Origin of the sequence: Rhodopseudomonas infernalis, assembly GCF_022271405.1 — a bacterium.
GTDB classification, from domain to species: Bacteria; Pseudomonadota; Alphaproteobacteria; order Rhizobiales; family Xanthobacteraceae; genus Rhodopseudomonas; species Rhodopseudomonas infernalis.
In genome coordinates, this window is record NZ_JAJNAL010000010.1 from 129,147 (window position 1) to 155,422 (window position 26,276).

At 66.9% G+C, this 26,276-nt stretch carries 25 protein-coding genes; 15 read left to right on the forward strand and 10 right to left on the reverse strand.

What is annotated here, in order from left to right:
• Nucleotides 1-258 carry a YodC family protein gene (locus tag LPW26_RS09575; protein ID WP_238734622.1) on the forward strand — a complete coding sequence of 86 codons (258 nt, stop codon included), beginning with the start codon at nucleotides 1-3 and terminating at the stop codon, nucleotides 256-258.
• A 99-nt stretch (nucleotides 259-357) separates the two neighbouring features.
• Here LPW26_RS09575 and LPW26_RS09580 read toward each other — a convergent pair whose 3' ends face one another.
• Genes LPW26_RS09580 through LPW26_RS09595 form a run of 4 tightly spaced genes read right to left on the reverse strand, consistent with a single transcriptional unit; the run spans nucleotide 358 to nucleotide 3,173 of the window.
• Nucleotides 358-1,614 carry a CCA tRNA nucleotidyltransferase gene (locus tag LPW26_RS09580; RefSeq protein WP_238734624.1) on the reverse strand — a complete coding sequence of 419 codons (1,257 nt, stop codon included), beginning with the start codon at nucleotides 1,612-1,614 and terminating at the stop codon, nucleotides 358-360.
• Nucleotides 1,611-1,874, reverse strand: a complete 264-nt coding sequence (locus LPW26_RS09585) for a DUF6111 family protein (protein ID WP_238734626.1) — start codon at nucleotides 1,872-1,874, stop codon at nucleotides 1,611-1,613. Before LPW26_RS09585 ends, LPW26_RS09580 begins: the two co-directional genes overlap by 4 nt.
• The gene (locus tag LPW26_RS09590) at nucleotides 1,871-2,533 is read right to left on the reverse strand and encodes a CoA pyrophosphatase (protein ID WP_238734628.1); all 663 of its coding nucleotides are present in this window, start codon (nucleotides 2,531-2,533) and stop codon (nucleotides 1,871-1,873) included. The genes LPW26_RS09585 and LPW26_RS09590 overlap by 4 nt, the downstream gene beginning before the upstream one ends.
• A 28-nt stretch (nucleotides 2,534-2,561) precedes the next feature.
• Nucleotides 2,562-3,173, reverse strand: coding sequence for a DUF1285 domain-containing protein (locus LPW26_RS09595; protein ID WP_238734630.1), 612 nt, complete (start codon nucleotides 3,171-3,173; stop codon nucleotides 2,562-2,564).
• Between the two features lie 252 nt (nucleotides 3,174-3,425).
• Between LPW26_RS09595 and LPW26_RS09600 the strand changes: the two genes are divergently transcribed.
• The 4 genes from LPW26_RS09600 (at nucleotide 3,426) to LPW26_RS09615 (ending at nucleotide 10,393) form a co-directional block, all read left to right on the forward strand.
• Nucleotides 3,426-4,427 carry an AAA family ATPase gene (locus LPW26_RS09600; protein ID WP_238734632.1) on the forward strand — a complete coding sequence of 334 codons (1,002 nt, stop codon included), beginning with the start codon at nucleotides 3,426-3,428 and terminating at the stop codon, nucleotides 4,425-4,427.
• A complete protein-coding gene (locus LPW26_RS09605) occupies nucleotides 4,427-5,365 on the forward strand; it encodes a DUF58 domain-containing protein (RefSeq protein ID WP_238734634.1) in 939 nt (312 codons plus the stop codon). Before LPW26_RS09600 ends, LPW26_RS09605 begins: the two co-directional genes overlap by 1 nt.
• Entirely contained in the window at nucleotides 5,362-8,187 is a 2,826-nt protein-coding gene (locus tag LPW26_RS09610; RefSeq protein ID WP_238734636.1) for a DUF4159 domain-containing protein, read from the forward strand. Before LPW26_RS09605 ends, LPW26_RS09610 begins: the two co-directional genes overlap by 4 nt.
• 142 nt (nucleotides 8,188-8,329) lie before the next feature.
• Nucleotides 8,330-10,393, forward strand: a complete 2,064-nt coding sequence (locus tag LPW26_RS09615) for a hypothetical protein (RefSeq protein WP_238734638.1) — start codon at nucleotides 8,330-8,332, stop codon at nucleotides 10,391-10,393.
• A gap of 196 nt (nucleotides 10,394-10,589) precedes the next feature.
• On the opposite strand, the gene LPW26_RS09620 is transcribed toward LPW26_RS09615, so the two are convergent.
• The 3 genes from LPW26_RS09620 to hisS all read right to left on the reverse strand — a co-directional run bounded on the left by LPW26_RS09620 (nucleotide 10,590) and on the right by hisS (nucleotide 13,128).
• Entirely contained in the window at nucleotides 10,590-10,985 is a 396-nt protein-coding gene (locus tag LPW26_RS09620) for a thioesterase family protein (protein ID WP_238734640.1), read from the reverse strand.
• A 224-nt stretch (nucleotides 10,986-11,209) separates the two neighbouring features.
• Nucleotides 11,210-11,413 (reverse strand): tautomerase family protein, encoded by a 204-nt coding sequence (locus LPW26_RS09625; RefSeq protein ID WP_238734642.1) that lies wholly within the window; start codon nucleotides 11,411-11,413, stop codon nucleotides 11,210-11,212.
• A gap of 140 nt (nucleotides 11,414-11,553) precedes the next feature.
• Nucleotides 11,554-13,128: a histidine--tRNA ligase gene (gene hisS / locus LPW26_RS09630; RefSeq protein WP_238734644.1), complete on the reverse strand. Its 1,575-nt coding sequence runs from the start codon at nucleotides 13,126-13,128 to the stop codon at nucleotides 11,554-11,556.
• A 216-nt stretch (nucleotides 13,129-13,344) separates the two neighbouring features.
• Between hisS and LPW26_RS09635 the strand changes: the two genes are divergently transcribed.
• From LPW26_RS09635 to LPW26_RS09645, 3 genes are all read left to right on the forward strand, one after another.
• Nucleotides 13,345-14,691 (forward strand): aspartate aminotransferase family protein, encoded by a 1,347-nt coding sequence (locus LPW26_RS09635; protein WP_238734646.1) that lies wholly within the window; start codon nucleotides 13,345-13,347, stop codon nucleotides 14,689-14,691.
• A gap of 97 nt (nucleotides 14,692-14,788) precedes the next feature.
• Nucleotides 14,789-16,255, forward strand: coding sequence for an EAL domain-containing protein (locus LPW26_RS09640; RefSeq protein WP_238734647.1), 1,467 nt, complete (start codon nucleotides 14,789-14,791; stop codon nucleotides 16,253-16,255).
• A 12-nt stretch (nucleotides 16,256-16,267) separates the two neighbouring features.
• On the forward strand, nucleotides 16,268-17,122 hold the full coding sequence (locus tag LPW26_RS09645; protein WP_238734649.1) for a TIGR01459 family HAD-type hydrolase: 855 nt from the start codon (nucleotides 16,268-16,270) through the stop codon (nucleotides 17,120-17,122).
• 250 nt (nucleotides 17,123-17,372) lie between these two features.
• Here LPW26_RS09645 and LPW26_RS09650 read toward each other — a convergent pair whose 3' ends face one another.
• A complete protein-coding gene (locus LPW26_RS09650) occupies nucleotides 17,373-17,768 on the reverse strand; it encodes a chemotaxis response regulator CheY (RefSeq protein WP_238734652.1) in 396 nt (131 codons plus the stop codon).
• Between the two features lie 325 nt (nucleotides 17,769-18,093).
• On the opposite strand from LPW26_RS09650, the gene LPW26_RS09655 reads away from it, so the two are divergent.
• Nucleotides 18,094-18,951, forward strand: coding sequence for a 23S rRNA (adenine(2030)-N(6))-methyltransferase RlmJ (locus LPW26_RS09655; RefSeq protein ID WP_238734654.1), 858 nt, complete (start codon nucleotides 18,094-18,096; stop codon nucleotides 18,949-18,951).
• Between the two features lie 272 nt (nucleotides 18,952-19,223).
• On the forward strand, nucleotides 19,224-19,436 hold the full coding sequence (locus tag LPW26_RS09660) for a cold-shock protein (RefSeq protein ID WP_054162291.1): 213 nt from the start codon (nucleotides 19,224-19,226) through the stop codon (nucleotides 19,434-19,436).
• Nucleotides 19,437-19,789: 353 nt separating this feature from the next.
• Here the strand turns inward: LPW26_RS09660 and LPW26_RS09665 are convergent, their stop codons facing one another.
• Nucleotides 19,790-20,413: an outer membrane protein gene (locus LPW26_RS09665; protein WP_238734656.1), complete on the reverse strand. Its 624-nt coding sequence runs from the start codon at nucleotides 20,411-20,413 to the stop codon at nucleotides 19,790-19,792.
• A gap of 299 nt (nucleotides 20,414-20,712) precedes the next feature.
• On the opposite strand from LPW26_RS09665, the gene uvrC reads away from it, so the two are divergent.
• From uvrC to prmB, 5 genes are all read left to right on the forward strand, one after another.
• Nucleotides 20,713-22,791, forward strand: coding sequence for an excinuclease ABC subunit UvrC (gene uvrC, locus LPW26_RS09670; RefSeq protein WP_238734658.1), 2,079 nt, complete (start codon nucleotides 20,713-20,715; stop codon nucleotides 22,789-22,791).
• 133 nt (nucleotides 22,792-22,924) lie between these two features.
• Nucleotides 22,925-23,548: a CDP-diacylglycerol--glycerol-3-phosphate 3-phosphatidyltransferase gene (pgsA, locus tag LPW26_RS09675; protein WP_054162294.1), complete on the forward strand. Its 624-nt coding sequence runs from the start codon at nucleotides 22,925-22,927 to the stop codon at nucleotides 23,546-23,548.
• Nucleotides 23,545-23,796: a molybdopterin converting factor subunit 1 gene (gene moaD, locus LPW26_RS09680; protein ID WP_238734660.1), complete on the forward strand. Its 252-nt coding sequence runs from the start codon at nucleotides 23,545-23,547 to the stop codon at nucleotides 23,794-23,796. Before pgsA ends, moaD begins: the two co-directional genes overlap by 4 nt.
• A gap of 25 nt (nucleotides 23,797-23,821) precedes the next feature.
• Nucleotides 23,822-24,289, forward strand: a complete 468-nt coding sequence (locus LPW26_RS09685; RefSeq protein ID WP_238734662.1) for a molybdenum cofactor biosynthesis protein MoaE — start codon at nucleotides 23,822-23,824, stop codon at nucleotides 24,287-24,289.
• Nucleotides 24,289-25,350 carry a 50S ribosomal protein L3 N(5)-glutamine methyltransferase gene (gene prmB, locus LPW26_RS09690; RefSeq protein ID WP_406677312.1) on the forward strand — a complete coding sequence of 354 codons (1,062 nt, stop codon included), beginning with the start codon at nucleotides 24,289-24,291 and terminating at the stop codon, nucleotides 25,348-25,350. Before LPW26_RS09685 ends, prmB begins: the two co-directional genes overlap by 1 nt.
• 279 nt (nucleotides 25,351-25,629) lie before the next feature.
• Here the strand turns inward: prmB and rsmD are convergent, their stop codons facing one another.
• A complete protein-coding gene (rsmD, locus tag LPW26_RS09695) occupies nucleotides 25,630-26,193 on the reverse strand; it encodes a 16S rRNA (guanine(966)-N(2))-methyltransferase RsmD (RefSeq protein WP_238734664.1) in 564 nt (187 codons plus the stop codon).
• Nucleotides 26,194-26,276: the final 83 nt, after the last annotated feature.

A 26,276-nucleotide genomic window follows, 5' to 3' on the forward strand; every position in this document is an offset into this window, starting at 1 on the left:
ATGGACTTGAAAGCGGGCGACGTCGTGATCCTGAAATCGGGCGGTCAGGCCATGACGGTGGCGGAGGCGCGTGCCGACGAGGTCGTCTGCGTCTGGATGGGCGAAGAAGGCGATCTGTTCCGTGAAACCCTGCCGCTCGCCGTGCTCGAGGCGATCGAAGTCGCCGACGAGGACGAAGACGAGGTTGAGGATGAGGACGACGATCAGGACGAGGACGGCGCCGACGACGAGGACGCCAAGGCCAGCAAGGTCGCCTGAGCGCCTGGTCGCCTGAGCGCTAGAGCGCTGTTTCCTCGGGCAAATCCCTCCGACACAACCGCGCGGCCCTGATTTCAGGGCCGCATTGCTGTGAGCCGCCTAAACCAGATGATCCTTGGCGAACCGCGCTGCGGTCTGGTCGGCGATCGTCTGCAGCCGGGCCTCCTCGAGCGGGAAGTCAGCCGCCAGCCAGGCGTCCTCGGCCAGCGTCAGAACGTGGCCGAGCGCCGGTCCGGCCGCAAAGCCTCGGGCGATGAAGTCGGCAGCCTTCAGTGGGAAAGTCGGCGCACGCCAGCGTTGCGGCAAGGCGATCCGCTCGCGCCAATAGGCCGGATCGGCCCGGCTGCCGGCCCGCGCCCACGCCAGCATCATGCGATCGTGGAAGCGGGCCTCGCCGAGGCGATACAGCCGGCGCCGCGCGGTCGCCTCGTCCATTCCGGCGAGTCGCCACCAGCGGTGCCCCATCGAATCCAGCCGCTTGCTCTCGACATTGGACAGCCGCAGCCGCTGCGTCAGCCGCTTGGCGTCTTCGGTGACCGCGACCGCCAGCGCCGCCAGCCGCCTCACCGCATCGGCCGGTAGACCGAGCGACGCTTCAGCGGCGATCATCGCCGCCAGCGTGCCCGGATAGGTGACGCCGCCGAGCACGGCGAGCAACAGGCCGCCGTCGGCCATCGCGACCACGGACGCCAGCGCGCCGTCCGCCACCATCAGCTTGAGGATCTCCATTCGCATCCGCTCGGCCGAGAGCGTGGCAAGGCCGCCGCGGCCGCGCAGGCAGGCGAGCAGCCCTTCACGCTCCGGCGCGCCGTCGCCGTAGGCGGCGTGGATCCGGAAAAACCGCAGGATGCGCAGATAGTCCTCGGCGATACGCTGGTCGGGATCGCCGATGAACCGCACCCGCCGCGCCGCGATGTCGTCGAGACCGCCAACATGGTCGTGCACGACGCCATCGGCAGTGAGTGACAGGCCGTTGATGGTGAAGTCTCGCCGCTGCGCGTCGCGGACCCAGTCGCGGCCGAACGCGACCCGCGCCTTGCGGCCAAAGGTCTCGACGTCCTCGCGCAGCGTGGTGACTTCGAAGCCCTGCCCCTCCAGCACCAGCGTCACGGTGCCGTGCTCGATCCCGGTCGGCACCGCCTTGACGCCGGCGGTCTTGGCGCGCCGGACCACTTCGTCGGGAAGCGCCGTCGTGGCGATGTCGATGTCGCCGATCGGCAGCCGCAGCAGCGCGTTGCGCACGGCGCCGCCGACCACGCGCGCCTCCTCGCCGTCGCCGTTCAGCAGTGTGAGCACCTTGGCGGCCGGGCCGCCACGCAGCCAGGGTGCCTCGGCGCGCACCGCGGCGCCGGTCATTTTTCGACTCCGGGCACGAGCCGGCCATCCTCGATATGCGCCGGCACATAGGTCGCACCGGGCGGAGCACCCGAATAATGCACCAGCAGCAGCAGGCTGACGATCACCAGCGCCAGCGCCGACAGCAGCAGCCAGCCGACCACGCGCAGCGGCCAGGACGAACGATGCAGCACCGCCGCCCTGATGATCATCAGGTAGGCCGCGTAAAGGATGAAGGGGATGAGGAAGATTCCGACTTCAGTCAGAACAGCACGGATCATGGCAGGCAGATCCGTTCGTACAACACCCGCAGGATGCCTGCGGTCGCGCCCCAGATGTAGCGTTCGGCGAACGGCATCGCGTAGTAGGACCGCTGCGCGCCGCGGAATTCCTTGCTGTGCAACTGATGATTACCCGGGTCCATGAGGAACGACAGCGGCACTTCGAAGGCGTCGTCGACTTCGGCCTTGTTGATGGTCAGCTCGAAGCCGGGCCGCACCCGCGCCACGGTCGGGAGGATCCGAAAACCGAAGCCCGTACCGTAGACGTCCAGGTAGCCGATCGGTTCGACATAGGAGCGATCGAGCCCGATTTCTTCTTCCGCCTCGCGCAGCGCGGCGTCGAGCGGCGAATTATCGGTGGCGTCGATCTTGCCGCCGGGAAACGAGATCTGGCCCGCATGATCGTTGAGATGCGCGGCGCGCATCGTCAGCAACACGGTCGGCTCGGCGTGTTCGATCACCGGGATCAGCACCGCAGCCGGCCTGATCGGGCGCTCTTCCGCGATCAGCTTCAGCATCCGGTCGGTGCCGGCGTCGCCGGTCGAGGGAATGATGTTGGCATCGGTCAGCGCCGGCGGAACGTCGAACCGCAATCGCCGCAAGGCGCGATCGAAGAAGTCGGCCGAACTGATGCCACCGGGGGCAGATTCGATCGTCATCGTCGGCTCGTTCAATGGGCTTCCCAGTTCAAAGTGCTTCCCTCATCTGCTCGGCGTCTGCCATCGCGAAGAATGCGTCGCCTGAAGCGATGCCGAACTTGCGGTGACCATCGACCATCCGCTCCTCGCCGATGTCAACCAGATCGTAATACAACGCCCGCGTCACCTTCGCCCACAGATCGGCGCGGACGTGCAGATACGGCATCAGGCCGCCGTCCTCCGCGACCTCGAAGCGCAGACCGTGGTCGGCGTCGCAGGTGACCCAATCATCGACATTGGTGCGAAAGCGCAGCACCGGGCCGCGTGAGTCACTGTCCTTCACCATCTCCACAGCGAGAAACGGCGCGTCGTCGACGGTGATCCCGACCTTCTCGACGGGCGTCACCAGAAAGTGCTTGCCGTCCTCACGCTTGAGGACTGTGGAGAACAGCCGCACCAGAGCGGGTCGTCCGATCGGCGTGCCGAGATAAAACCAGGTTCCGTCGCTGGCGATGCGCATGTCGAGATCGCCGCAGAACGGCGGATTCCACAGATGTACCGGCGGGAGGCCCTTGCCGGAGGCGGCCTGTTCGGCCGCGTCACGCGCGGCAGCGGTCAACCCGTCGAGATTGCGGTTCGCGCTCTGCCCTTGCTTCGCCATGGTTTACCCTGACCTTGAAGTTTCTGATGGCACGATAGCTGCACGCCTTCGACACCGTGCCACAAGGGTTAACTCTCCACATCGTGATGGGCGCAACGCCTTGATGCTCATAATGTGGGGATAGATTTGGCCAATAAAACCATAGCCTTCGCTTCGCCTGTGCGGGCAGCCTAGCATGCGGGCGGAAACGGGACGATGCCGTTGCGCCGGGTTGGGCTGATCCAGGGCGAGCGTGAACAGGAGAGAGACCGGATGGCGGCGGACAGTGTCGAGAAACTTGAAGACGTCATCGTCCGCTCGGCCGAGCAGATTGCCAGCGAGGTTCGCGCCGCCAAGGAGGCGATCGCCACCGTCATCTTCGGCCAGGAGCGCGTCGTCGACAATACGCTCGTCACGATTCTGGCGGGCGGCCATGCGCTGCTGATCGGCGTCCCCGGCCTCGCCAAGACCAAGCTGGTGGAAACCCTCGGTGTGACGCTCGGCCTCGACGCCAAGCGCGTGCAGTTCACGCCCGACCTGATGCCGTCCGATATTCTCGGCGCCGAAGTGCTCGACGAGACCACCGCCGGCAAGCGTTCGTTCCGCTTCATCGCCGGTCCGGTGTTCGCGCAATTGCTGATGGCCGACGAAATCAACCGCGCCAGCCCGCGCACGCAATCGGCGCTGCTGCAGGCGATGCAGGAGCAGCACATCACGGTCGCCGGCGCACGCCACGATCTGCCGAAGCCGTTCCACGTGCTGGCGACGCAGAACCCGCTGGAGCAGGAAGGCACCTATCCGCTGCCGGAAGCGCAGCTCGACCGCTTCCTGATGGAGATCGACGTCGACTATCCGGATCGCGACGCCGAGCGGCGCATCCTGTTCGACACCACCGGCGCCGAACAAAGCGCGCCCAAGGTGGCGATGAATGCCGAATTGCTGGTGTCGGCGCAGCGGCTGGTCCGCCGCCTGCCGGTCGGCGATTCCGTGGTCGAGGCGATCCTGTCGCTGGTGCGCTCGGCGCGTCCTGGCCCCGAGGCCGGCGATCTCGGCAAGCTGATCGCCTGGGGCCCCGGCCCGCGCGCCAGCCAATCGCTGATGCTGGCGGTGCGTGCCCGCGCGCTGCTCGACGGCCGGCTGGCGCCGTCGATCGACGACGTGCTCGACCTCGCCGAGCCCGTGCTGAAGCATCGCATGGCGCTGACCTTCTCGGCACGCGCCGAAGGCCGCACCATTCCGGACGTGATCCGCCAGCTCAAGAGCCGGATCGGTTGATGGCGCAGGCGGGCGAGCAGCCGAACAAGGAGACGCTGGCAGTCAGGCGCGCGGATGGCGAGAGCCGTTCGCTCGCTGCGTCTTTGCCGCGCCTGATGCTCGAAGCCCGCCGCATCGCCAATAACGTCACCCACGGTCTGCACGGCCGCCGCCGCGCCGGCGCCGGCGAGAATTTCTGGCAGTATCGCCGCTTCGTCTCCGGCGAGCCGGCCACGAGCGTCGACTGGCGCCGCTCGGCGCGCGACGATCATCTGTACGTCCGCGAACTGGAATGGGAGGCCGCCCACACCGTGTGGCTGTGGCCGGACCGCTCCGCCTCGATGGCCTATGCGTCGAAGGGCGTGCGCGACAGCAAGCTCGAGCGGGCGCTGATCGTCACCTTCGCGCTGGCCGAACTGCTGGTCGCCGGCGGCGAGCGCGTCGGCATCCCGGGCCTGATGAATCCGACATCGAGCACCAATGTGATCGACAAAATGGCGCAGGCGATCCTGCACGACACCACCGCGCGCGACAGCCTGCCGCCGTCCTTCGTTCCCTCCTCGCTGGCGGAGATCGTGGTGCTGTCGGATTTCTGGTCGCCGATCGCCGACATCCGCGCCATGTTGGCCGGCCTCTCCGCCTCCGGCGCACACGGCTCGCTGGTGCAGGTTGTGGATCCGTCCGAGGAGAGTTTTCCGTTCGCTGGCCGCGTCGAGTTCGTCGAGCCCGAAGGCGGCGGCACGATTACGGCGGGCCGCGCCGAGACCTGGGCGACCGATTATGTGGCGCTGGTCGCCGCGCATCGTGACGCGATCCGGATCGAAACCGGCAAGCTCGACTGGATGTTCTCGACTCACACCACCAGCCGCTCGGCGGCCGAGCTGCTGCTGTTCCTGCACGCCGGCATGACCACCGCCAAGGGCGTCGAACGCGGCGTCAAAGCGGGGCTCGGCGCATGATCGGCGGTCTGCCTCTGTCTTTCGCGCAACCTCTGCTGCTGTTCGGCCTGCTGGCGCTTCCGGCGCTATGGTGGCTGCTGCGCGTCACGCCGCCGAAGCCGCGCCGCGTCGACTTCCCGCCGACCCGGCTGCTGTTCGAGATCTCCCCGAAGGAAGAAACCCCGTCGCGCACGCCGTGGTGGCTCACCGCTTTGCGGATGCTCGCGGCCGCGCTGGTGATCTTCGCGCTGGCCGGCCCGATCTGGAATCCGCAGACCGCCGCCGGCAACAGCAGCGGCCCGCTGCTGATCATGCTCGACGACGGCTGGAGCTCGGCGTCGAACTGGGAGCTGCGCATCAAGGCCGCCGACGAGTTGATCGCCGAGGCGGATAGTTCGCGCCGTGCGGTCGCGCTGGCGCCGTTATCCGAAGCGACGCGCGATCCGGTGCTGATGCCGGCCGGCACCGCGCGGGTATCGCTGCGCCAGTTATCGCCGAAGCCCTATGCGGTCGAGCGCGTCGAGGCGCTGGCGCCGGTCGAGCGCTTCCTCAAGACCAGCAACGATGCCGAGATCGTCTGGCTGACCGACGGCGTCGACACCGGCCGCGGTAGCGAATTCGTCGAGGCGGTGGCCAAGCTGCTGCAGGGCCGCAACGTCACCATCGTCGAAGGCGGCGCCGCGCAGCCGCACGCCCTTGCTGCGGCCGAGAACGCCGCCGCCAAGATGACCGTGAAGGTGCTGCGCGCGCAGACCGGCGGCATCGACACCGGAACGGTGCGAGCGCTCGACGCCAAGGGCGCGCCGATCGGCGAAGCGGCGTTCAACTTCCCGCCGCAGGATCGCGAAACCGATGCGGCATTCGAACTGCCGGTCGAACTGCGCAACGACATCTCGCGGCTGGAGATCGCCGGCGAGCGCTCCGCCGGCGCGGTGCAACTGCTCGACAAGCGCTGGCGCCGCCGCGCCATCGGCATCGTGTCCGGCGCGAGCACCGACACCGCGCAGCCGCTGCTGGCGCCGACCTTCTATCTGACCCGGGCGCTGGCGCCGTTCGCCGACGTCCGGCTCGGCGACCGCGGCGCGCCGCAGCAGACGATCGCGCAGTTCCTCGACCAGAAGCTGCCGATGATCGTGATGGCCGATGTCGGCGCGCTGTCGCCGGAGATCCGCCAGCGGCTCGACGCCTGGATCGAACAAGGCGGCGTGCTGGTGCGGTTCGCCGGCCCGCGGCTCGCGCGGCAGGACGACGACGATCTGGTGCCAGTGAAGCTGCGCCGTGGCGGCCGCAGCCTCGGCGGCAGCCTGACATGGGAGAAACCGCAGAAGCTCGCCGCCTTCGCGGCCGACGGTCCGTTCGCCGGCATCGCCGTGCCGAACGACGTCACCGTCAATCGCCAGGTGCTGGCCGAGCCCGACGCCGTGCTGGCGACCAAGAGCTGGGCCTCGCTCGCCGACGGCACGCCTCTGGTCACCGGCGAGCATCGCAGCAAGGGCCTGGTGACGCTGTTCCACGTCAGCGCCGACATGCGCTGGTCGGATCTGCCGATGTCCGGCACCTTTGTCGAGATGCTGCGCCGGCTGGTCGACATGTCGGGCTACACCTCAACGCCCGGTGCCGGCGTGGCCGCCGACACCAACGCGGCCGAGACCGTCGCGCCGCTGCGCACGCTGGACGGCTTCGGCGCCTTCGGCCCGCCGCCGGCCTCGGCCAAGCCGATCCCGACCGACTGGCGCGACCGCGGCAGCGCCGATCACCCGCCCGGCTTCTACGGCCCCGCCGACGGTCCGCTCGCCGTCAACACGCTCGCGGCCGCCGACCGGCTCGCGCCACTCGACACCTCGGCGATCGCAGCGCGCCGCGCCAACTACACCACCGCCGAGCCGCGCGACCTGCGCGGCATGCTGCTCGCCTCCTCGCTCGGCCTGTTCGCGCTCGATGCGCTGATCGTCGCCCTGCTCGGCGGCGGCCTCGCCGCGCTGCTGTCGCGACGCCGCCGCGCCGCCACCACGGCGCTGGCGCTGATCGTGGCGCTGCCGCTCGCCAGCCTGCCGCGGCCGAGCTTCGCCGACGCCGCCAAGGACGAGTTCGCCATCAAGGCGACGTCGCAGACCCACCTCGCCTATGTGGTCACCGGCAATCCGGACGTCGATCAGATCGTCAAGGCGGGTTTGAACGGGCTGACGCTGTTTCTGGCCCAGCGCACCGCGCTGGAGGCCGGCGAACCGATCGGGATCGATCCGGCGCGCGACGAGCTGTCGTTCTTTCCGCTGATCTACTGGCCGATCATCGCGGGCGCGCCGAAGCCGCCGCAGGACGCGCTCAACAAGATCGACGCCTACATGAAGCAGGGCGGCACGGTGATCTTCGACACCCGCGACGCGATCGAGGCGCCGCCGGGGGTCAATGGCAGCTCGCAGACGCCGGGCATGGTGACGCTTCGCGGCGTGCTGTCGTCGCTGGATATTCCCGAACTCGAGCCGGTGCCGCGCGAGCACGTGCTGACCAAGACGTTCTATCTGCTGCGCGACTTCCCCGGCCGCTTCACCGCGGGCGAGACCTGGGTCGAGGCGCTACCGCGCGAGAACGACGACGAGGACAACGCCCGCCCGGCACGCGGCGGCGACGGCGTGTCGCCGATCATCATCACGTCGAACGATTTCGCCGGCGCCTGGGCGATGCGCCCCGACGGCCAGCCGATGCTGCCGTTGACGCCGGGCGAACCGCGCCAGCGCGAATACGCCTTCCGCGCCGGCGTCAACATCGTGATGTACACCCTGACCGGCAACTACAAAGCCGACCAGGTCCACGCACCAGCGCTGATCGAGCGGCTGGGGCAATGATGCAGGGTTATCCCGCCCTTACGACGTCATTACGGGGCGCGAGCGTAGCTCGCGAACCCGGAATCCCGAGATGCCCTGAACCTCCGGATTCCGGGTTCGCGCTTCGCGCGCCCCGGAATGACGGCACGAAAGAGAGTGCTTGATGCAATACGGCATCGCCTTCGCGCCTTTGGTCCCCGTCGCCGTGCTCTGGGTTGCGCTTGCCGCGATTGCGGTGATCGCGCTGGTGCTGCTGCTCGGGCGGTCGCGCGGCGCGTGGGTGCGGATTGCGGCGCTGGCGCTGATCCTGCTGGCACTGTCGAATCCGTCGTTCACCCGCGAGGAGCGTGAGCCGCTGTCGTCGGTGGCGGCCGTCGTCGTCGACAAGAGCCCGAGCCAGAATTTCGGCACGCGCGCCGCCGAGGCCGAGCAGGCCAAGGAGCAGTTGGTCGAGCGGCTGAAGCAGCTCAAGGGCGTCGAGGTCCGCGTCGTCGAGGCTGGCCAGGCCGATGGCGAAACCGACGGCACCAAGCTGTTCGGCGCGCTGACCTCGGCGCTGTCGGATGTGCCGACCGACCGCGTCGCCGGCGCCTTCCTGATCACCGACGGCCGCGTCCACGACATTCCGGCGAATGCCGCCGCGCTCGGCTTCCAGGCGCCGGTGCACGCGCTGATCACCGGCCGCAGCAACGAGCGCGACCGCCGCGTCGCCATCGTGGCGGCGCCGCGCTTCGGCATCGTCGGCCAGGTCCAGACCATCACCTACCGGCTCGACGATCAGGGCATCACCGGCGAGCGCGCCCGCGTCGTCGTGCGCCGCGACGGCGAGGTGCTGAACGAGCGCAGCGTCGCCAGCGGCCAGACCGTCAATGTCGACGTCGAGATCAAGCACGCCGGCCAGAACATCGTCGAGATCGAAGCCTCGCCGGTCGAGAACGAACTCACCACCGTCAACAACCGCGCCGTGGTGTCGATCGACGGCGTGCGCGACAAGCTGCGCGTGCTGCTGGTATCGGGCGAGCCGCATTCCGGCGAGCGCACATGGCGCAACTTGTTGAAGTCCGACGCCAGCGTCGACCTCGTGCACTTCACGATTCTGCGGCCGCCGGAGAAGCAGGACGGCACGCCGATCAACGAGCTGTCGCTGATCGCGTTTCCGACCCGCGAGCTGTTCCAGCAGAAGATCAACGAGTTTCAGCTGATCATCTTCGATCGCTACGCCCGCCAGGGCGTGCTGCCGATCGCCTATTTCGACAACATCGCCCGCTACGTCCGCAACGGCGGCGCCGTGCTGGTGTCGGCCGGGCCGGACTACGCCTCGACCACCTCGATCTGGCGCACGCCGCTCGACAGCCTGCTGCCGGCCGAGCCGGTCGGCGTCACCGAGAAGCCGTTCTACGCGCATCTGTCCGATGCCGGCAAACGCCATCCGGTGACGCGCGGGCTGGAAGGCTCGAACTCGGAGCCGCCGAAATGGAGCCGCTTCTTCCGCACCGTCGACACCCGCAACGCCACCACGCCGCCACTGATGACCGGCGCCGACAACGCGCCGCTGCTGCTGCTGTCGCACTATGGCGAGGGCCGCGTCGCGCTGCTGCTCAGCGACCACATCTGGCTGTGGGCGCGCGGCTATGAGGGCGGCGGGCCGCATCTCGATCTCTTACGCCGGATGTCGCACTGGCTGATGAAGCAGCCCGACCTCGACGAGGAAGCGCTGCGGCTGAAGGTCGAAGGCAAGGACCTGCAGGTGATCCGGCAGACCATGGCTGACAACGTGCCGCCCGTCACCGTCACCTCGCCGTCCGGCCAGACCAAGCAGCTCGCGCTGACCTCGAACGATCCCGGCACCTGGCGCGCAAGCCTGCCGGCCGACGAACTGGGGCTGTGGCAGGCGACCGACGGCACGCTGAAGGCGCTGATCAATGTCGGGCCGGTCAACCCGAAGGAATTCTCCGAAGTCACCTCGACGCCCGACACGCTGCGGCCACTGGCGCAGACCACCGGCGGCGACGCCCGCCGCATCGCCGACAGCGGCAGCGTCGACCTGCCACGGATCATCCCGGTGCACTCGGCGACATCGTTCCGCGGCGACAACTGGCTCGGCGTCCGCATCCGCGACGCCAGCGTGGTCCGCGGCGTCGGCGTGCTGCCGATGTTCACCGGCCTGATCGGATTGTTGCTGCTGCTGGGTGCGTTCGCGGCGACGTGGCTGCGCGAGGGACGCTGAGGAAGCGTTATTGATCCGGCGCGGTCGCGCAGCGCCCCGCCAGCCCCACCCACCGTCATTCCGGGGCGCTCGCGCCAGCGAGCGAACCCGGAATCCAGAGGTTGTTACGAAGAAGCGGCGAGCACAGTGCCGGCGTCAGATTCCGGGTTCACGCGGCTTCGCCGCGCGCCCCGGAATGACTCGCGGAGGGGCGGTGCTACCAATCCTTGAAGCGCTTGGTGAACGCTTCGACGTCGATCAGGCCGCGCAGGTGCTTGCCGTCGCCGATCTTGCGGGCGCCGACCCAGCAGGCGACCTCGAAGCCGATGCTGCGCTGCTCGACCGAGATCACCTTCGACGTCGTCCGCACCACATGGCCGACCAGCGCCGGCGTGAGGTGGCGGATGTCGACGCCGGTGCCGACTGTGACCCAGCCCTGCGGCAGCAGCGGGTGGATCGCCTCGCCCGAGGTCATTTCCATTTCCAGGATCATCAGCGGCGTGGCGAACACCGGCGGCATGTACGGCACGAAATGCTGCACCGTCTGCTCCAGCGCCACCGTGATCTGCCGCTCGGCGCTCATGCCGACAGAGAGAATATCGCGCGCGTCCATGGGGCCTCGTGGTCTTGACGAATGATTTTTGGCGTTTTGCCGCCCGGCGATCACTTCAAGTTCGTCATTCCGGGGCGCGCCTCTTGGCGCGAACCCGGAATCCATACGCCCAGTCTCGATGACAAACACGAGCGTTGCAACGTGGCTGCGTAACCGCGAGCGCGGGGGCTATGGATTCCGGGTTCGCCGCTGCGCGGCGCCCCGGAATGACAAAGGTGAACCGCTTACTTCGCCTGTTCGGCCTTGCGCTCGACGAAGGTCTTGCCGCCCTTCATCTTGTTGGTGAGCGGGGCTTCGTTGATCTGGATGACGACATCCTCGGCCTTGACGCCGAGATGCGTCACCAGCGCCTGCGAGATGTCGCGCATCATCGCGGCCTTCTGCTCGGCGGTGCGGCCTTCGGCCAGGTTGATGCTGATCTCGGGCATGGTGGTTTCTCCCTGTGTCTTGCCAGTTATTTTTGTTCGTCATTCCGGGGCGCGAGCAAAGCTAGCGAACCCGGAATCTCATGGTGCCCTGAACTGCGGGATTCCGGGGTCGCGCCTGACGGCGCGCCCCGGAATGACGGCTACCGCCACGTCACGTCGTGGCGCGCCAGAATCCGCCGCACCTCGTCGATCATTCCGAGCTGCGGCACTTTGCGCTGGGCGTCGGCCTGACGCTGCAGATAGTCGTCGCGATCTTTATCCAGCGCGGCGAGTTCGGCGCCGAGGATCAGGTCCTTGACGATCACCTGCGGGCCGTCCGGATCGTTCTTCTCGTCGGAGCCCTGGATGATCACGCAAGGCGAATTGCGCTTGTCGGCATATTTGAGCTGGTTGCCCATGTTCTTCGGATTGCCGAGATAGAGCTCGGCGCGGATGTCCTCGGCGCGGAGCTGCGACACCATCTTCTGATAGTCGGCGAGCCGATCGCGGTCGAACACCGTCACCACCACCGGGCCGGTCGCGGGCCGGGTCCCGAGCTTGCCGATCAGCGTCAGCGCCGCCTGCAGCCGCGACACGCCGATCGAGAACCCGGTCGCCGGCACCGGCTCGCCGCGGAAGCGCGAGACGAGGCCATCGTAACGGCCACCACCGCCGACCGAGCCGAACCGCACCGGGCGGCCCTTTTCATCCTTGGTCTCGAGCAGCAGTTCGACCTCGTAGACCGGGCCGGTGTAGTACTCGAGGCCGCGGACGACGGAGGGATCGATCCGGATGCGATCTTCGTCGTAGCCACTCGCCTTTACTAACTCACCGATAGCTCTGAGTTCAGAGACACCCGCTAAGAATGTAGCATTGTCCGGTAAGGCGGCGTTCTCGGTGCCTAGATTGAACGTATCAACTGAGGCTCCACCCATCATGACAGTTACCGGACCGATGGCGACAAGGTTCATGAGCAGGTCGATTTCCGCTTTTCCTAGGCCCGCGCCTTTCGTGAAGTCACCCTTCCCTTCCTCTCCGCCATCCCATCGACCGGTGCCGAGTAGTTTACGGATTTCCTCAGGTGGAAATTTGTCGAGCTTGTCGATCGCCCGCAGCACCGTGAGTCGACGCCCGGCATTCTCATCCCCGCCGAGCCCGATCGCCTCCATCACCCCATCCAGCACCTTCCGGTTATTCACCTTCACCACGTAGCTGCCGCGCGGGATGCCCAGCGCTTCCATGGTGTCGGCGGCCATCATGCACATCTCGGCGTCGGCGGCCGGCGAGCCGGAGCCCACCGTGTCGGCGTCGAACTGCATGAACTGGCGGAAGCGGCCGGGGCCGGGCTTCTCGTTGCGGAACACCCAGCCGAAGCGGTAGCTGCGATACGGCTTAGGCAGTGCATCAAAGTTTTCGGCGACGTAGCGGGCGAGCGGCGCGGTCAGGTCGTAGCGCAGGCTGATCCACTGCTCGTCGTCGTCCTGCAGCGAGAACACGCCCTCGTTCGGGCGGTCCTGATCGGGCAGGAATTTGCCGAGCGCGTCGGTGTATTCGAACGCCGGGGTCTCGACCGGCTCGAAGCCGTAGCGTTCGTAGACCTCGCGGATGGTCTCCACCATCGCGCGCGTCGCCGCGATCTCGGCGGGGCCGCGATCGGCCAGGCCGCGCGGCAGCCGTGCCCGCAGCTTGGTGGGTTTCTTGCCGGAGTTTTTAGGATTCTGGGTCTGATCACGCATGTCCGGGTTGGTACCAGCCGTCCTGCCGGGCAGCAAGGCTGGGCTGTGTGATCCAGCGCAAATCGCAGGCGAATTGCGTGGTTTATGAGCGCGGGCAGCCCCCGATCGGATGGAAGCCCCACGCAAATGTGCGGGCTCGCGGCATTTCCGTGCCACCCCGAAGCTGCTAGCCTGCCGCGCCGTCCGGAATCCAGCCCCGCGCATATGAGGAGCGCTATGTTAGACAAGAGCAAGCCCACGTCCGCCGTCAACGTGCCGAACGACCTCGAGGCGTTCTGGATGCCGTTCACTGCGAACCGGGCCTTCAAGCGCGCGCCGAAGATGATCGCGGGCGCCAAGGACATGCACTATTTCACCACGGACGGCCGCAAGATCATCGATGCCGCCTCGGGCATGTGGTGCAGCAACGCCGGCCACGGCCGCGAGCAGATTTCCGCCGCGATCGCCGCCCAGGCTGAGGAGCTCGACTTCTCGCCGCCGTTCCAGTTCGGCCAGCCGAAGGCGTTCGAACTCGCCAGCCGGATCGCCGATCTGGCGCCGGCCGGGCTCGACCACGTGTTCTTTTGCAACTCCGGCTCGGAAGCCGCCGACACCGCGCTGAAGATCGCGATGGCCTGGCAGCAGATCCGCGGCCAGGGCTCGCGCACCCGCTTCATCGGCCGCGAGCGCGGCTATCACGGCGTCGGCTTCGGCGGCACCGCGGTCGGCGGCATCGGCAACAACCGCAAGATGTTCGGTACGCTGCTGAACGGCGTCGACCACCTGCCCGCGACCTATGACCGCGACAAGCAGGCGTTCAGCAAGGGCGAGCCGGAATACGGCGCGCACTTCGCCGACGCGCTCGAGGGCCTCGTCAATCTGCACGGCGCCAACACCATCGCGGCGGTGATCGTCGAGCCGATGGCCGGCTCGACCGGCGTGCTGCCGGCGCCGAAGGGCTATCTCAAGCGCCTGCGCGAGATCACCCAGAAGCACGGCATCCTGCTGATCTTCGACGAAGTGATCACCGGCTACGGCCGGCTCGGCTTTGCGTTCGCGGCCGAGCGCTATGGCGTCACGCCCGACATGATCACCTTCGCCAAGGGCGTCACCAACGGCGCGGTGCCGATGGGCGGCGTGATCGCCACGGGCGAGATCCACGATGCGTTCATGACCGGGCCGGATTACGCCGTTGAGCTGTTCCACGGCTACACCTATTCGGCGCATCCGCTGGCCTGCGCGGCCGGCCTCGCCACGCTCGACATCTATCGCGACGAGAAGCTGTTCGAGCGCGCCAAGGCGCTGGAGCCGAAGTTCGCCGACGCCGTGCTGTCGCTGAAGTCGGAGCCGAACGTGCTCGATATCCGCACCGTCGGCCTCACCGCCGGCATCGACCTCGCCCCGCTCGCCGAGGGCGCCGGCAAGCGCGGCTACGAGGCGATGAACTCCGCCTTCCATGACCACGACCTGATGCTGCGCATCGCCGGCGACACGCTGGCGCTGACCCCGCCGCTGATCATGAGCGACGACCAGGTCGGCGAAATCGTCGACAAGGTCGCCAAGGTGATCCGCGCCGTCGCCTGACGCTGCTTGCCCTGATCCCTGATACGGCGGACGAATCCAGTGGACTCGTCCGCCGAATCACCAATGATGGCGGGATCGGCAGGGATATCAGCGCTGAATGATTCGTATTTCGACCCTCTTCATCGCGATCTGCATGGTGCTGATCTCCGTGTCGCTCGGCACGGTTGTGTATTCGCTTGCCGGCTTCAATGCGCTGGAATCCGCGATCGTCGCGCTGGCGGCGATGTCGCTGTTCGTTTTGTATCACGCGGTGTCGGTCCGTCTCGGCAACCGCTCCGACGCCAGCCAGCAGATCGCCGACCTGTCGAACGGAACGGCGGATCTGGCGCGCCAGATCGGCGAATTTGGGCGGCGCCTCGCCGCCGTCGAGGCCAGGATCCTGGCCGCCAATGCGGCCAGCCAGGATCGCGCCCAGATCGCGTTGAACGAGATCGGCGAGCTCGGACTGCTGGTGAAGCAACTCGCAGCCTCGGTCGCCACCCATGAGGATATGCTGACCGCCGCCGCCTCGAACGGCGCGCCGCAGACCCAACCGCTGCTCGATCCGGGCGCGCGGCTGCCGGAGCAGCAGGGAGCCCAACCGGCCGCCGCCGAGCCGATGGCGATCGGCGAGCTCGCGCCAACGCCGAGCGCGCCCGCGCCGAAGCCGCCCCGTGACGCGGCGCAGTTGCTGGACGGGGTGAAGGACGCAGTCGAACAGGGCCGGCTCGATATCTATCTGCAGCCATTGGTGACGCTGCCGCAGCGCAAGGTGCGATTCTACGAGATTGTCACCCGGCTGCGCCTCGGCAACGATCAGGTTCTGACCGCCCAGGAGTTTCTCACCGCTGCCGAAACCGCCGGCCTGATGGGACGGATCGACCATGCGGTGATGCTGCGCGCCGTCCAGGTGCTGCGCCGGCTGATGGTCCGCAACAAGGACGTCGGCGTGTTCGTGAACGTCGCCGCCGCGACGCTGTCGGACCCCGCGGCGTTCGCCCAATGCCTCGATTTCCTCGAGGCCAATCGGGCGCTCGCTCCGTCCTTCGTGCTCGAGTTCAAGCAGAGCACGCTGCGCAGTCTCGGGCCGGTCGAAGCCGAGCATCTAGCGGCGCTGGCGCAGCGCGGCTACCGGTTCTCGATTGATCACGTCACCGACCTACGGTTCGAGCCGCGCGAGCTGGCCGACCGCGGCGTCCGCTTCATCAAGGTGCCGGCCGCGCTGCTGCTGGAGGAGCGCGAACGTCCGGCCGCCGACATTCACCCGGCGGATCTGTCGGATTTGCTCGGCCGCTTCGGCATCGACCTGATCGCCGAGCGGATCGAGGGGGAACGCGCGGTGGTCGACCTGCTTGACTACGATGTGCGGTTTGGGCAGGGGTTCTTGTTCGCGGCCCCGCGCCCGTTGCGCCCCGAAACCGCCCCCTCGCCAACGCCTCTCTCCTCCGGCGATACGGCCAAGCAGGAACTCGCTTCTTCTCATGATGCTGGCTCCCTCCCGAAGGGCGCACTTGCCCGGATCGAACCGGCGCGTGTCGCCACCGGCGTCGCTGCGCTGGCGCGCCGCGTCGTCGGCCCCGTCTGACCGTCCCCTGCGATGACCACACTGCGTTTCGTCGAGCACCTGCGCGAGCTCGTGCCGTCCGTCGATGTCGTGCTGAGCGACATCTGGGGCGTCGTCCATAACGGCCTGGAGTCGTTTCCCGAAGCCTGCGAAGCGCTGCGCACCGCGCGCGCCGAGGGCCGCACCGTGGTGCTGATCACCAACGCGCCGCGCCCGGCGGATTCGGTGCAGCGCCAGCTGCGCAAGCTGCACGTTCCGGACGATTGCTACGACGCCATCGTCTCGTCCGGCGACCTCACCCGGATCTACGTGGCCGAGCATCCCGGGCAGTCGATCTACTGGCTCGGCCCGGATCGCGACAATTCGATCTATCGCGGCCTCGACAGTGTGCTGACGCCGCTCGACCAGGCCGACTACATCATCTGCACCGGCCCGTTCGACGACGAAACCGAGTCGGCCGAAGACTATCGCGAGATGATGGGACAGGCGCTGGCGCGCAAGCTGACGCTGGTCTGCGCCAATCCGGACATCGTGGTCGAACGCGGTCACCGGCTGATCTATTGCGCCGGCGCGATCGCCGAGCTGTATCGCGAGCTCGGCGGCGACGTGATCTTCTACGGCAAGCCGCATCGCCCGATCTACGACCGCGCCATGGCGCTGGCCCGCGAGCTGCGCGGCACCGAGACGCCGCAAGACCGCGTGCTGGCGATCGGCGACTCGGTGCGCACCGATCTCGCCGGCGCGCAGGCCTACGGCATCGACCTTTTGTTCGTCACCCGCGGCATCCACGCCGACGCGTTCGACGGCATCGACCGGCTCGACACCGCCGCCGTCACCGAACTGTTCGGCCACCCGCCGCTGGCCCTGACGCGGGAACTGCGCTGGTAGCTGCTCTCCTATCGTCATTTCCGGGATGCGCTACGCCGCGCAAACACCCTCACGCACGTCATTCCGGGGCGCGCGCCCTTCGCGCGCGAACCCGGAATCCCGCAATTGTGGAAACGTCGGAGTCGCAGAACAGCTCGAGATTCCGGGTTCGCGCTTCGCGCGCCCCGGAATGACGGGGAGATGTGGGCCTAAACAAAAACGCGCCCCTTGCGGAGCGCGTCTCGCAAACTCGGTCGATCAGGCGTCGCGATCAGGCGGCGACGTGATCCGGGAACACCGCGTCGATCTTGGTCTTCAGCGTCGCGGCGTTGAAAGGCTTGACGATGTAGTTGTTCACGCCGGCCTTCTTGGCGGCGATCACGTTCTCGGTCTTGGATTCGGCCGTGATCATGATGAAAGGGGTCTGCGACAGGTTCGGGTCCGCGCGGACTTCCTTCAACAGGTCGTAGCCGGTCATCGGCTCCATATTCCAGTCCGAGATCACCAGGCCGTACTTCTTGCTGCGCATCTTCTCGAGCGCGGCCGAGCCGTCATTGGCGTCGTCGATATGCTCGAAGCCGAGCTGCTTCAGAAGATTACGAATGATCCGGATCATGGTGCTGTAGTCGTCCACCACCAAGACCGACATTGACAAATCAACCGCCATCTTCAACTCCCAAGGGGCACCGCGATGGTGCGCCGAAACGCCCCCAACGGTGGGCTCATTGCGTTCTGTGGGGGATCCGGCCCGAGAAATCTCCGGTCCCATCCGGACCTCAGACCTAGCACCGCTCATTAAACAGCCCGTTAATCGGACGCCGCGACAGCCCGGCCAAGGTCGCTTCAAATTGCTACAAAGTACTGACTTGCTTGAATTTCACAGAGATGCCTGGTTCCCCGTAGTCGTACCAGTAAGGGTCCGGCGGGGCTTCGGCCTGCCCAGCGCCACGAACATCGTGGCGGGCGAGGACGTCCGCTGATAGGAGATGCGGATGAATTATCGTCACGCCTTCCACGCCGGCAACTTCGCCGACGTTCTCAAGCACATCGTCCTGGTCCGCATCCTGACCTATCTGCAGGAGAAGCCGGCGCCGTTCCGGGTGATCGACAGCCACGCCGGCGCCGGTCTGTACGACCTCACCAGCGACGAGGCGCGCCGCGGCGGCGAATGGGCGGGCGGGATCGGCCGGGTGCTGCAGGCGCGGTTCTCCGAGAAGGCCGGCGAGCTGATCCAGCCGTATCTCGACATCGTCCGGGCCTTCAATCCGCAGCGCGAGCTGACCGCCTATCCGGGCTCGCCGATGATCGCCCGCGCGCTGCTGCGGCCGCAGGACAGCATGGTGGCGAGCGAGCTGGAGCCGGTCGCGCGCAAGCGCCTGATCGACGGGCTGCGCCGCGACACCCAGGCGCGGGTCGTGGATCTCGACGGCTGGCAGGCGCTGACAGCTTTCGTGCCACCGAAGGAGCGGCGCGGCTTGGTGCTGATCGATCCCTCGTTCGAGCAAAAGGACGAATTCGACCGCCTCGCCCAAGGTTTCTCGACCGCCTATGCCAAATGGCCGACCGGTGTCTTTGTGATGTGGTACCCGGCCAAGAACCGGCGATCGACCGAAGCGCTGACCGCCCACGTCGCCGCCACGGCGGCCAAGGGCGGCGAAGGTAAGTGCCTGAGGCTCGAGTTCAGCGTCGCCCCCCAGCAGCCGGATGGGCCGTTGACCTCCACCGGCCTGCTGATCGTGAACCCGCCCTGGACGCTCGCCTCAGAGTTGAAAGTCATTCTCCCCGAACTGGAGCGACCGCTCGGCCAGGGCGGCGTGGGCCGTTACCGGATCGAGCTACCCAAGGCCTGATTACTCACCTAGTGACCGCATCAGGCTGCAAAAGTCGCATTTGAGCCGTAGTCAATCCGCGCAAATCCGTATTATGCTGAGTTGATTGGACTGGCTTTACGTTCCGCTTCCGCGAATGGGGGCGGCGGAGTGACAAGGCCGTACTACCCGCATGTGTTGAGCAGCGGGTCCCACTCTCGGCCAAGCTTTCCGGCAGCGCAATGCCAGGTCGCACCGTAGCGCCTTGCATTGCTGTTGGCGCGACGGAAAGCAGGGCGGGAGGAGTTTCCGGAATGCCTATGACGGGAACGGTGAAGTTCTTCAATGGCGAACGCGGCTATGGCTTCATCAAGCCTGACGACGGCGGCCGCGACGTATTCGTACATATCACCGCGGTCGAGCGCGCCGGCCTGAAGGACCTCACCGAAGGTCAGCGGATTTCGTTCGAAGTTGAGCCGGACAAGAAAGGCAAGGGCCCCAAGGCGGTCAACCTGGTCATCTCGTAAAGCATCCTGGCGTCGTTCGCACGCGCGCAGCTGACGCACGATTGCATGGCAGTCCAATCGCCTGACGACGGCAACACCACGTTGCCGTGGGCGGTTGTGGATTGCGCATGGGCATGACCGGTTGGTCAAACAATCCCGGCCACGAGAACTCGGAATATTGACCGCCGAATAAGCCCTCATCGTAGGATGGGTTGAGCGGAGCGAAACCCATCGTTTCCCGCAAGACCGATGGGTTTCGCTGTGCTCAACCCATCCTACGAACTTTACCTACTAACAACCTCTCGACAAAAAATCCCGGCCACGAGGGCCGGGAATGTTGATCGCCGAGTTTCTTGGTCGCGAAGATCGCGTTGTTAGAAGTGGTAGTTGATGCCAGCGCGGACGAGGCCGAAATTGTAGCCGTTCGGCGCGCCGGTGATGAAGAAGTTGTTGGTCGACAGGCTGCCGTACAGGTACTCGACCTTGGCGCTGAGCTTCGGCGCGAAGGCGAATTCGGCGCCGGCGCCGACGGTCCAGCCGGCCGTCGTGTGGCTCTCAGTGATCAGCAGGTTCTGTCCCTTCAGCTGGCCAAAGGCGAGACCGCCGGTGGCGTAGAGCAGCACGTCGTTCATCGCGTAGCCGACGCGGCCGCGCGCGGTGCCGAACCACGGGTTCGAGAACTTATACGGCGCGAAGGTATCGTCCGCGGTCGAGAACTGGATGTCGCCCTCGAGGCCGAACACGATGTTGCCGCTCTGCCAGTTGTAGCCGCCCTGCACGCCGCCCGAGAAGCCGGACGGCTTGGTGATGTTGTTGGTGACGTTGCCGAACGAATAGCCGAGGTTGCCGCCCAGATACGGGCCGGCCCAGCTGAACGCGTTCAGCGGCTGATTGACCGTGTAGGGCGTGCGCGAGCCGTAATAGCCCATGTCCGCCGCCTGCGCGGCCGTTGCCCCTGCGGCGAGAATGGTCGCCGTCGCCATCGCAAGTTTACGCATCTTACTCTCCTCGACGGCAGCACCGCTTGCGCGCGCCGTCCGTCCAGCCATCGGCCGGTTGTGGCCGCGGGAAAAGCATCCGGGATGGTTACGGATTTCCCCTTTTTTCCGGTAAGATTTATCGAGAGTTTTAAGTTAAGCGGTTGTTAATCCGCCCTGGGTTCCGGACCTCGTTCTTAATGAAAGCTTACTTCCCAAGCTTCGGGGCGACAGCATGGCGGCGTGGGCGCCGATCGCCGCATGTGAGTTCCGGGACCGCCGCGCTGGCACCGCCCGCCCCGAACGCCTAATTTAGGACCATGAATCAAGACCCTGCCGAAACCCGCGACGCGGCGGCGACGTCGCCGGCCGAGACGGCTTCGCCGTCGCCGGTTTCGCCTGGCCCAAAGCCTCGCTCCGGCGCGCAAGACATCGACGCTGCCACGGCTGCCTTGACGGTCGAGGACGACGATGAGGCACGCCTGCCCGAGATCGAGGACGACAGCGCCGAGCCGGCCGACGGCCCGCTCGCGGTCGGTCGCGCGGCGATCGAGCAGGCGGTGCGGCTGGCGCCAACCTCGCCCGGCGTCTACCGGATGCTGAACGCCGCCAACGACGTGCTCTACGTCGGCAAGGCCAAGAACGTGAAGAAGCGGCTGTCGTCCTATGCGCGGCCGACCGGGCACGTGATGCGCATCGCCCGGATGATCGCCGCGACGGTGTCGGTGGAGATCATCTCGACCGCGACCGAGACCGAGGCGCTGCTGCTCGAAGCCAATCTGATCAAGCAGCTGCGGCCGCGCTTCAACGTGCTGCTGCGCGACGACAAGTCGTTTCCCTATATCCTGATCACCGGCGACCACTGGGCGCCGCAGATCCTGAAGCACCGCGGCGCGCAGACCCGGCCGGGCCGCTATTTCGGCCCGTTCGCCTCGGTCGGCGCCGTCAACCGCACCATCACGGCCCTGCAGCGCGCGTTCCTGGTGCGCTCCTGCACCGACAGTTTCTTCGAGAGCCGCACCCGGCCCTGCCTGCTCTATCAAATCCGGCGCTGCGCCGGGCCCTGCACCAGCGAGGTCGACTTCCCCGGCTATACCGAGCTGGTGCGCGAGGCGACCGACTTCCTGTCGGGCCGCAGCCGGGCCGTGAAGGGCCTGCTCGCGGCCGAGATGGAGAAGGCGTCCAACGAGCTCGAATTCGAGACCGCGGCGCTGTATCGCGACCGCCTCGCGGCGCTGTCGGCGATCCAGTCCCAGCAGGGCATCAACCCGCGCACCGTCGAGGAAGCCGACGTCTTCGCCATCTATCAGGAAGGCGGCTATTCCTGCGTCGAAGTGTTCTTCTTCCGCACCGGGCAGAACTGGGGCAACCGCGCCTACTTCCCGCGCGCCGAGAAGTCGTTCACGCCCGAGGAGGTGCTGGCTTCGTTCCTGGCGCAGTTCTACGACGACAAACCACCGCCGAAGCAGATCCTGCTGTCGCACGACATCGAGGAATGCGAGCTGTTGGCCAGCGCGCTGTGCGTCAAGGCCGGCCACAAAGTGGAGGTCAGCGTCCCCAAGCGCGGCGAGAAGAAGGAGCTGGTCGCGCACGCCGCCACAAATGCGCGCGAGGCGCTCGGCCGTAAGCTCGCCGACACCGCGACCCAGACCCGACTGCTGCAGGGTCTCGCCACCACGCTCGGCCTGCCGAAGCCGCCGCAGCGGATCGAGGTCTACGACAACAGCCACATCCAGGGCACCAATGCGGTCGGCGCGATGATCGTCGCGGGGCCGGACGGCTTCATCAAGAACCAGTACCGCAAGTTCAACATCCGCTCCGAAGGGCTTACCCCGGGCGACGATTACGCGATGATGCGCGAGGTGCTGCAGCGCCGGTTCAAGCGGCTGGTGGCTGCCCGCGCCGAGGGCGAAGCGCCTCCCAAGGACGACGAGACGCCGAACTGGCCCGACCTCGTGATCATCGACGGCGGTCGTGGCCAGCTCAACGCCGCGCGCGGCGTGCTGGCCGAGCTCGGTCTGGAGACCGAGGTGACGCTGCTCGGTGTCGCCAAAGGACCGGACCGCGACGCCGGCCGCGAGACGCTGTTCATGCCCGAGCGCGAGGCGATCAAGCTCGAGCCGCGCGACCCGGTGCTGTATTTCATCCAGCGGCTGCGCGACGAGGCGCACCGCTTCGTGATCGGCTCGCACCGCAAGCTGCGCAAGAAGGACATCCGCGAGGCCGGCCTGCAGGAAATCCCCGGCATCGGCCCGACCCGCAAGCGCGCTTTGCTCCACCATTTCGGAACGTTGAAGGAAATCGAGCGGGCCTCGCTCGGCGACCTCGGCAAGGTTCCGGGAATCAGCGCCGAAAGCGCGCGGCGGATCTTCGACTTCTTTCACCCCGGACCCGGCTGAGCCGCGACGCCCGACGAAAGTCGGCCGCCCCCGGGCTGATCAGGATCCATGCGGATTTCACCTTTTCCTGATAGGGATCAGGGCGCCGTTCGAGGGAGTTGACGTTCCAGCTTGGGCAGTATTGGTAAGCTCGATGAATAATGTTTCTACCAGGGCGCCGGCGCGTGGGACGAAGTCGCTGACGCTGCCCAATATTCTGACCTATGCGCGTATCGCGGCGATCCCCGTCGTGGTCGGCTGCATCTATGCGCAGTCGATCCTCGGCGGCCCGCTGGCGCTGCGCTGGGTCGCGCTGGCGGTATTCATCGCCGCCGCCATTACCGATTTTCTGGACGGCTATTACGCCCGGATCTGGGACCAGCACTCGGCGTTCGGCCGGATGCTCGACCCGATCGCCGACAAGCTGCTGGTCGCCTCCTGCCTGCTGATGCTGGCGGCTGACGGTATTATCCACGGCTGGACGCTGTGGGCCGCGATCGTGATCCTGTGCCGCGAAATCCTGGTGTCGGGCCTGCGCGAATATCTCGCCGCGCTGCGCGTCAGCGTGCCGGTGACCAAGCTGGCGAAATGGAAGACCACGGTCCAGCTCGTCGCGATCGGCTTCCTGCTCGCGGGCGACGCCGGCGACGAGGTGCTGCCCTACACCACCCAGATCGGCCTCGCCCTGCTGTGGATCTCCGCGCTGGTGACGATGTACACCGGCTACGATTATTTCCGCGCCGGCATCCACCACCTCATCGAGGAGGACTCGCGATGAAGGTGAAGTACTTCGCCTGGGTGCGCGAACGCATCGGCCTGGAAGAAGAGACGATCGAGCCGCCGGCCGAAATCGCCACCGTCGCCGACCTGATCGGCTGGCTGACCGCGCGCGGCGAAGGCTATGCGACCGCGTTCGAGAAACCGGGCGTCATCCGCACCGCGATCGACCGCACCCATGTGCGCCCCGACGCGCCGATCGCCGGCGCCCGCGAAGTCGCGTTCTTCCCGCCGATGACCGGCGGCTGAGCGCATCGCGCGCAGGGATGATCCGATGACCGTTCCGGTGACGATCCGCATTCAGGAAGCCGATTTCGACATCGCCGCCGAGATCGCCGCGATGACGGCCGGCCGTGTCGATATCGGCGCGGTGGTGAGCTTCAGCGGCATCTGCCGCGGCGCCGACGACGGCGATGATGTCGCGGCGCTGACGCTCGAGCATTATCCCGGCATGGCCGAGGACGAAATCGGCCGCCACGCCGCCGAGGCGGTGAAGCGCTGGCCGGTGACAGCGCTGACCATCGTGCATCGCGTCGGCCGGATGCTGCCGGGCGACAACATCGTGCTGGTGCTGGCCGCCTCCGCGCATCGCCAGGCGGCGTTCTCGGCGGCCGAATTCCTGATGGATTATCTGAAGGCCAACGCGCCATTTTGGAAGCGCGAGGAGCGCGACGGCGAGACGCGCTGGGTCGAGGCGCACGACCGCGACGACGCGGCCGCCGCACGATGGGGCAAGGATTGATGGCAAAAAAAGCAAAGGCGAAGGCGAAGGCCGCAGTCGCGAAAGCGAAGCCCGCGAAGGCCAAACCTTCGACGGGGAAACGCAAATCGGCTACACGCGACAAGCGCCCGGCGAAGCGCCTCGCCGCAATCGAGATGCCGCTCGTGCTCGAACACGACACGTTCGCCGTCATGCCGGGCGAACTCGTCACCGTGCTCGATTTCCTGCGCTTCGCAGTGAGCCGCTTTGCCCAAGCCGGTGTGGTGTTCGCGCACGGCACCACCGACCCGATCGCTGACGCGGCCTTCCTGATCGGAGAGGCGCTGCACCTGCATCCCGATCAGTTCGAAATGTTCGCCACCACGCGCGTCACCCTCGCCGAGGCCGAGGTGATCCTCGATCTGATCGCCGACCGCATTGTGACGCGTCTGCCGGCCGCCTACCTCGTCAACAAGATCTACATGCGGGGCGTGCCGTTCTATGTCGACGAACGCGTGATCGTGCCGCGCTCGTTCATCGGCGAACTGCTCGACAGCCATTTCGACGGCGGCGACACCTCGCTGATCGGCGATCCGGCCGAGGTCGGCCGCGTGCTCGATCTGTGCACCGGCTCGGGCTGCCTCGCGATCCTCGCCTCCCGCGCGTTTCCGTTCGCCGCCATCGATGCGGTCGACCTGTCGCAGGAAGCGCTGGCGGTCGCGGCCCGCAACGTCGCCGATCATCAGCTCGGCGATCGCCTGACGCTGCACCACGGCGACCTGTTCGCACCGCTCGGCGACGCGCGCTACGACCTGATCATCACCAACCCGCCTTATGTCGACGCCGAAGGCATGGCGAATCTGCCGGCCGAATGCCTTGCCGAACCCGCGATGGCGTTCGACGGTGGCGACGACGGCCTCGCCATCGTCCGCCGCATCCTCGCGCAAGCCAAGGATCACCTCACGGAAAACGGCGGCCTGCTCTGCGAAATCGGCCGCGGCCGCGAGCTGATCGACGCCGAATTCGCCCACCTGCCGCTGCTCTGGCTCGACAGCGAGGACTCCGAAGGCGAAGTGTTCTGGATCAGCGCCGCGGATTTGTGAGTAGTTAGCTCGCAGCTACCACCGCCAGTAACGTTCAGCCTCGAACCTCTCCCCGAGTCATTCCGGGGCGCGAGCGCAGCTCGCGAACCCGGAATCCATACTCCCGGAGCCTCGGTGAAGCGCGGCGTCGCGACGCCTCTCGCTACAATAAACACGGGGGTTATGGATTCCGGGTTCGCGCTGCGCGCGCCCCGGAATGACGGGGAAAGGATGTTCTCCGCGCGCCCCGGAATGACTCGCGGAGAGGTGGTGCAAATAAGCGAATCAGCGAGCGAGTTGTTACTTAGCTGGACCGAACCGCAGGATGGTGAACTCAGTGTCGTCGTAGGCTCGCCGCTCCAGTTCGGCAAAGCCCTCAGGCGCAACGAAATTTGCGTCCTTGGCTTCCTCGACGATCAGCAGCGCATCCGGCAGCAGCCAGCCGCCGTCGCGGAGTGATGTCAGCGCCTTCTCGGCGAGCTGCATGCGATAGGGCGGATCGAGGAACACCAGGGAGAACGGCTCGATCGGATGCGCGGGGCCGGGATTGGCCGCGTCGCGGCGATACACCTTGCTGACGCCGCCGAGCCCGAGCGCCTCGACATTGGCGCGCAGCAGCGCCCTCGCCTCGGCGCCGTTGTCGACGAACAGCACGAACTTCGCCCCGCGCGACGACGCTTCGATGCCGAGCGCGCCGGTGCCGGCGAACAGATCGAGCACGCGCGCGTCGCTGATCGGATCGTCGTACGCGTGCATCAGAATGTTGAACAGCGACTCGCGCAGCCGATCCGCCGTCGGGCGAATATCGCGCGACGACGGCGCCACCAGATTGCGGCCGCGCAGCCGCCCGCCGATCACGCGCATGGCGCTGCGCTCCAACCGGCTCGAATAGAAACGAAGAATTCGTTCTGACGACAACGCGCTCCCTCTCCCCGCTTGCGGGGAGA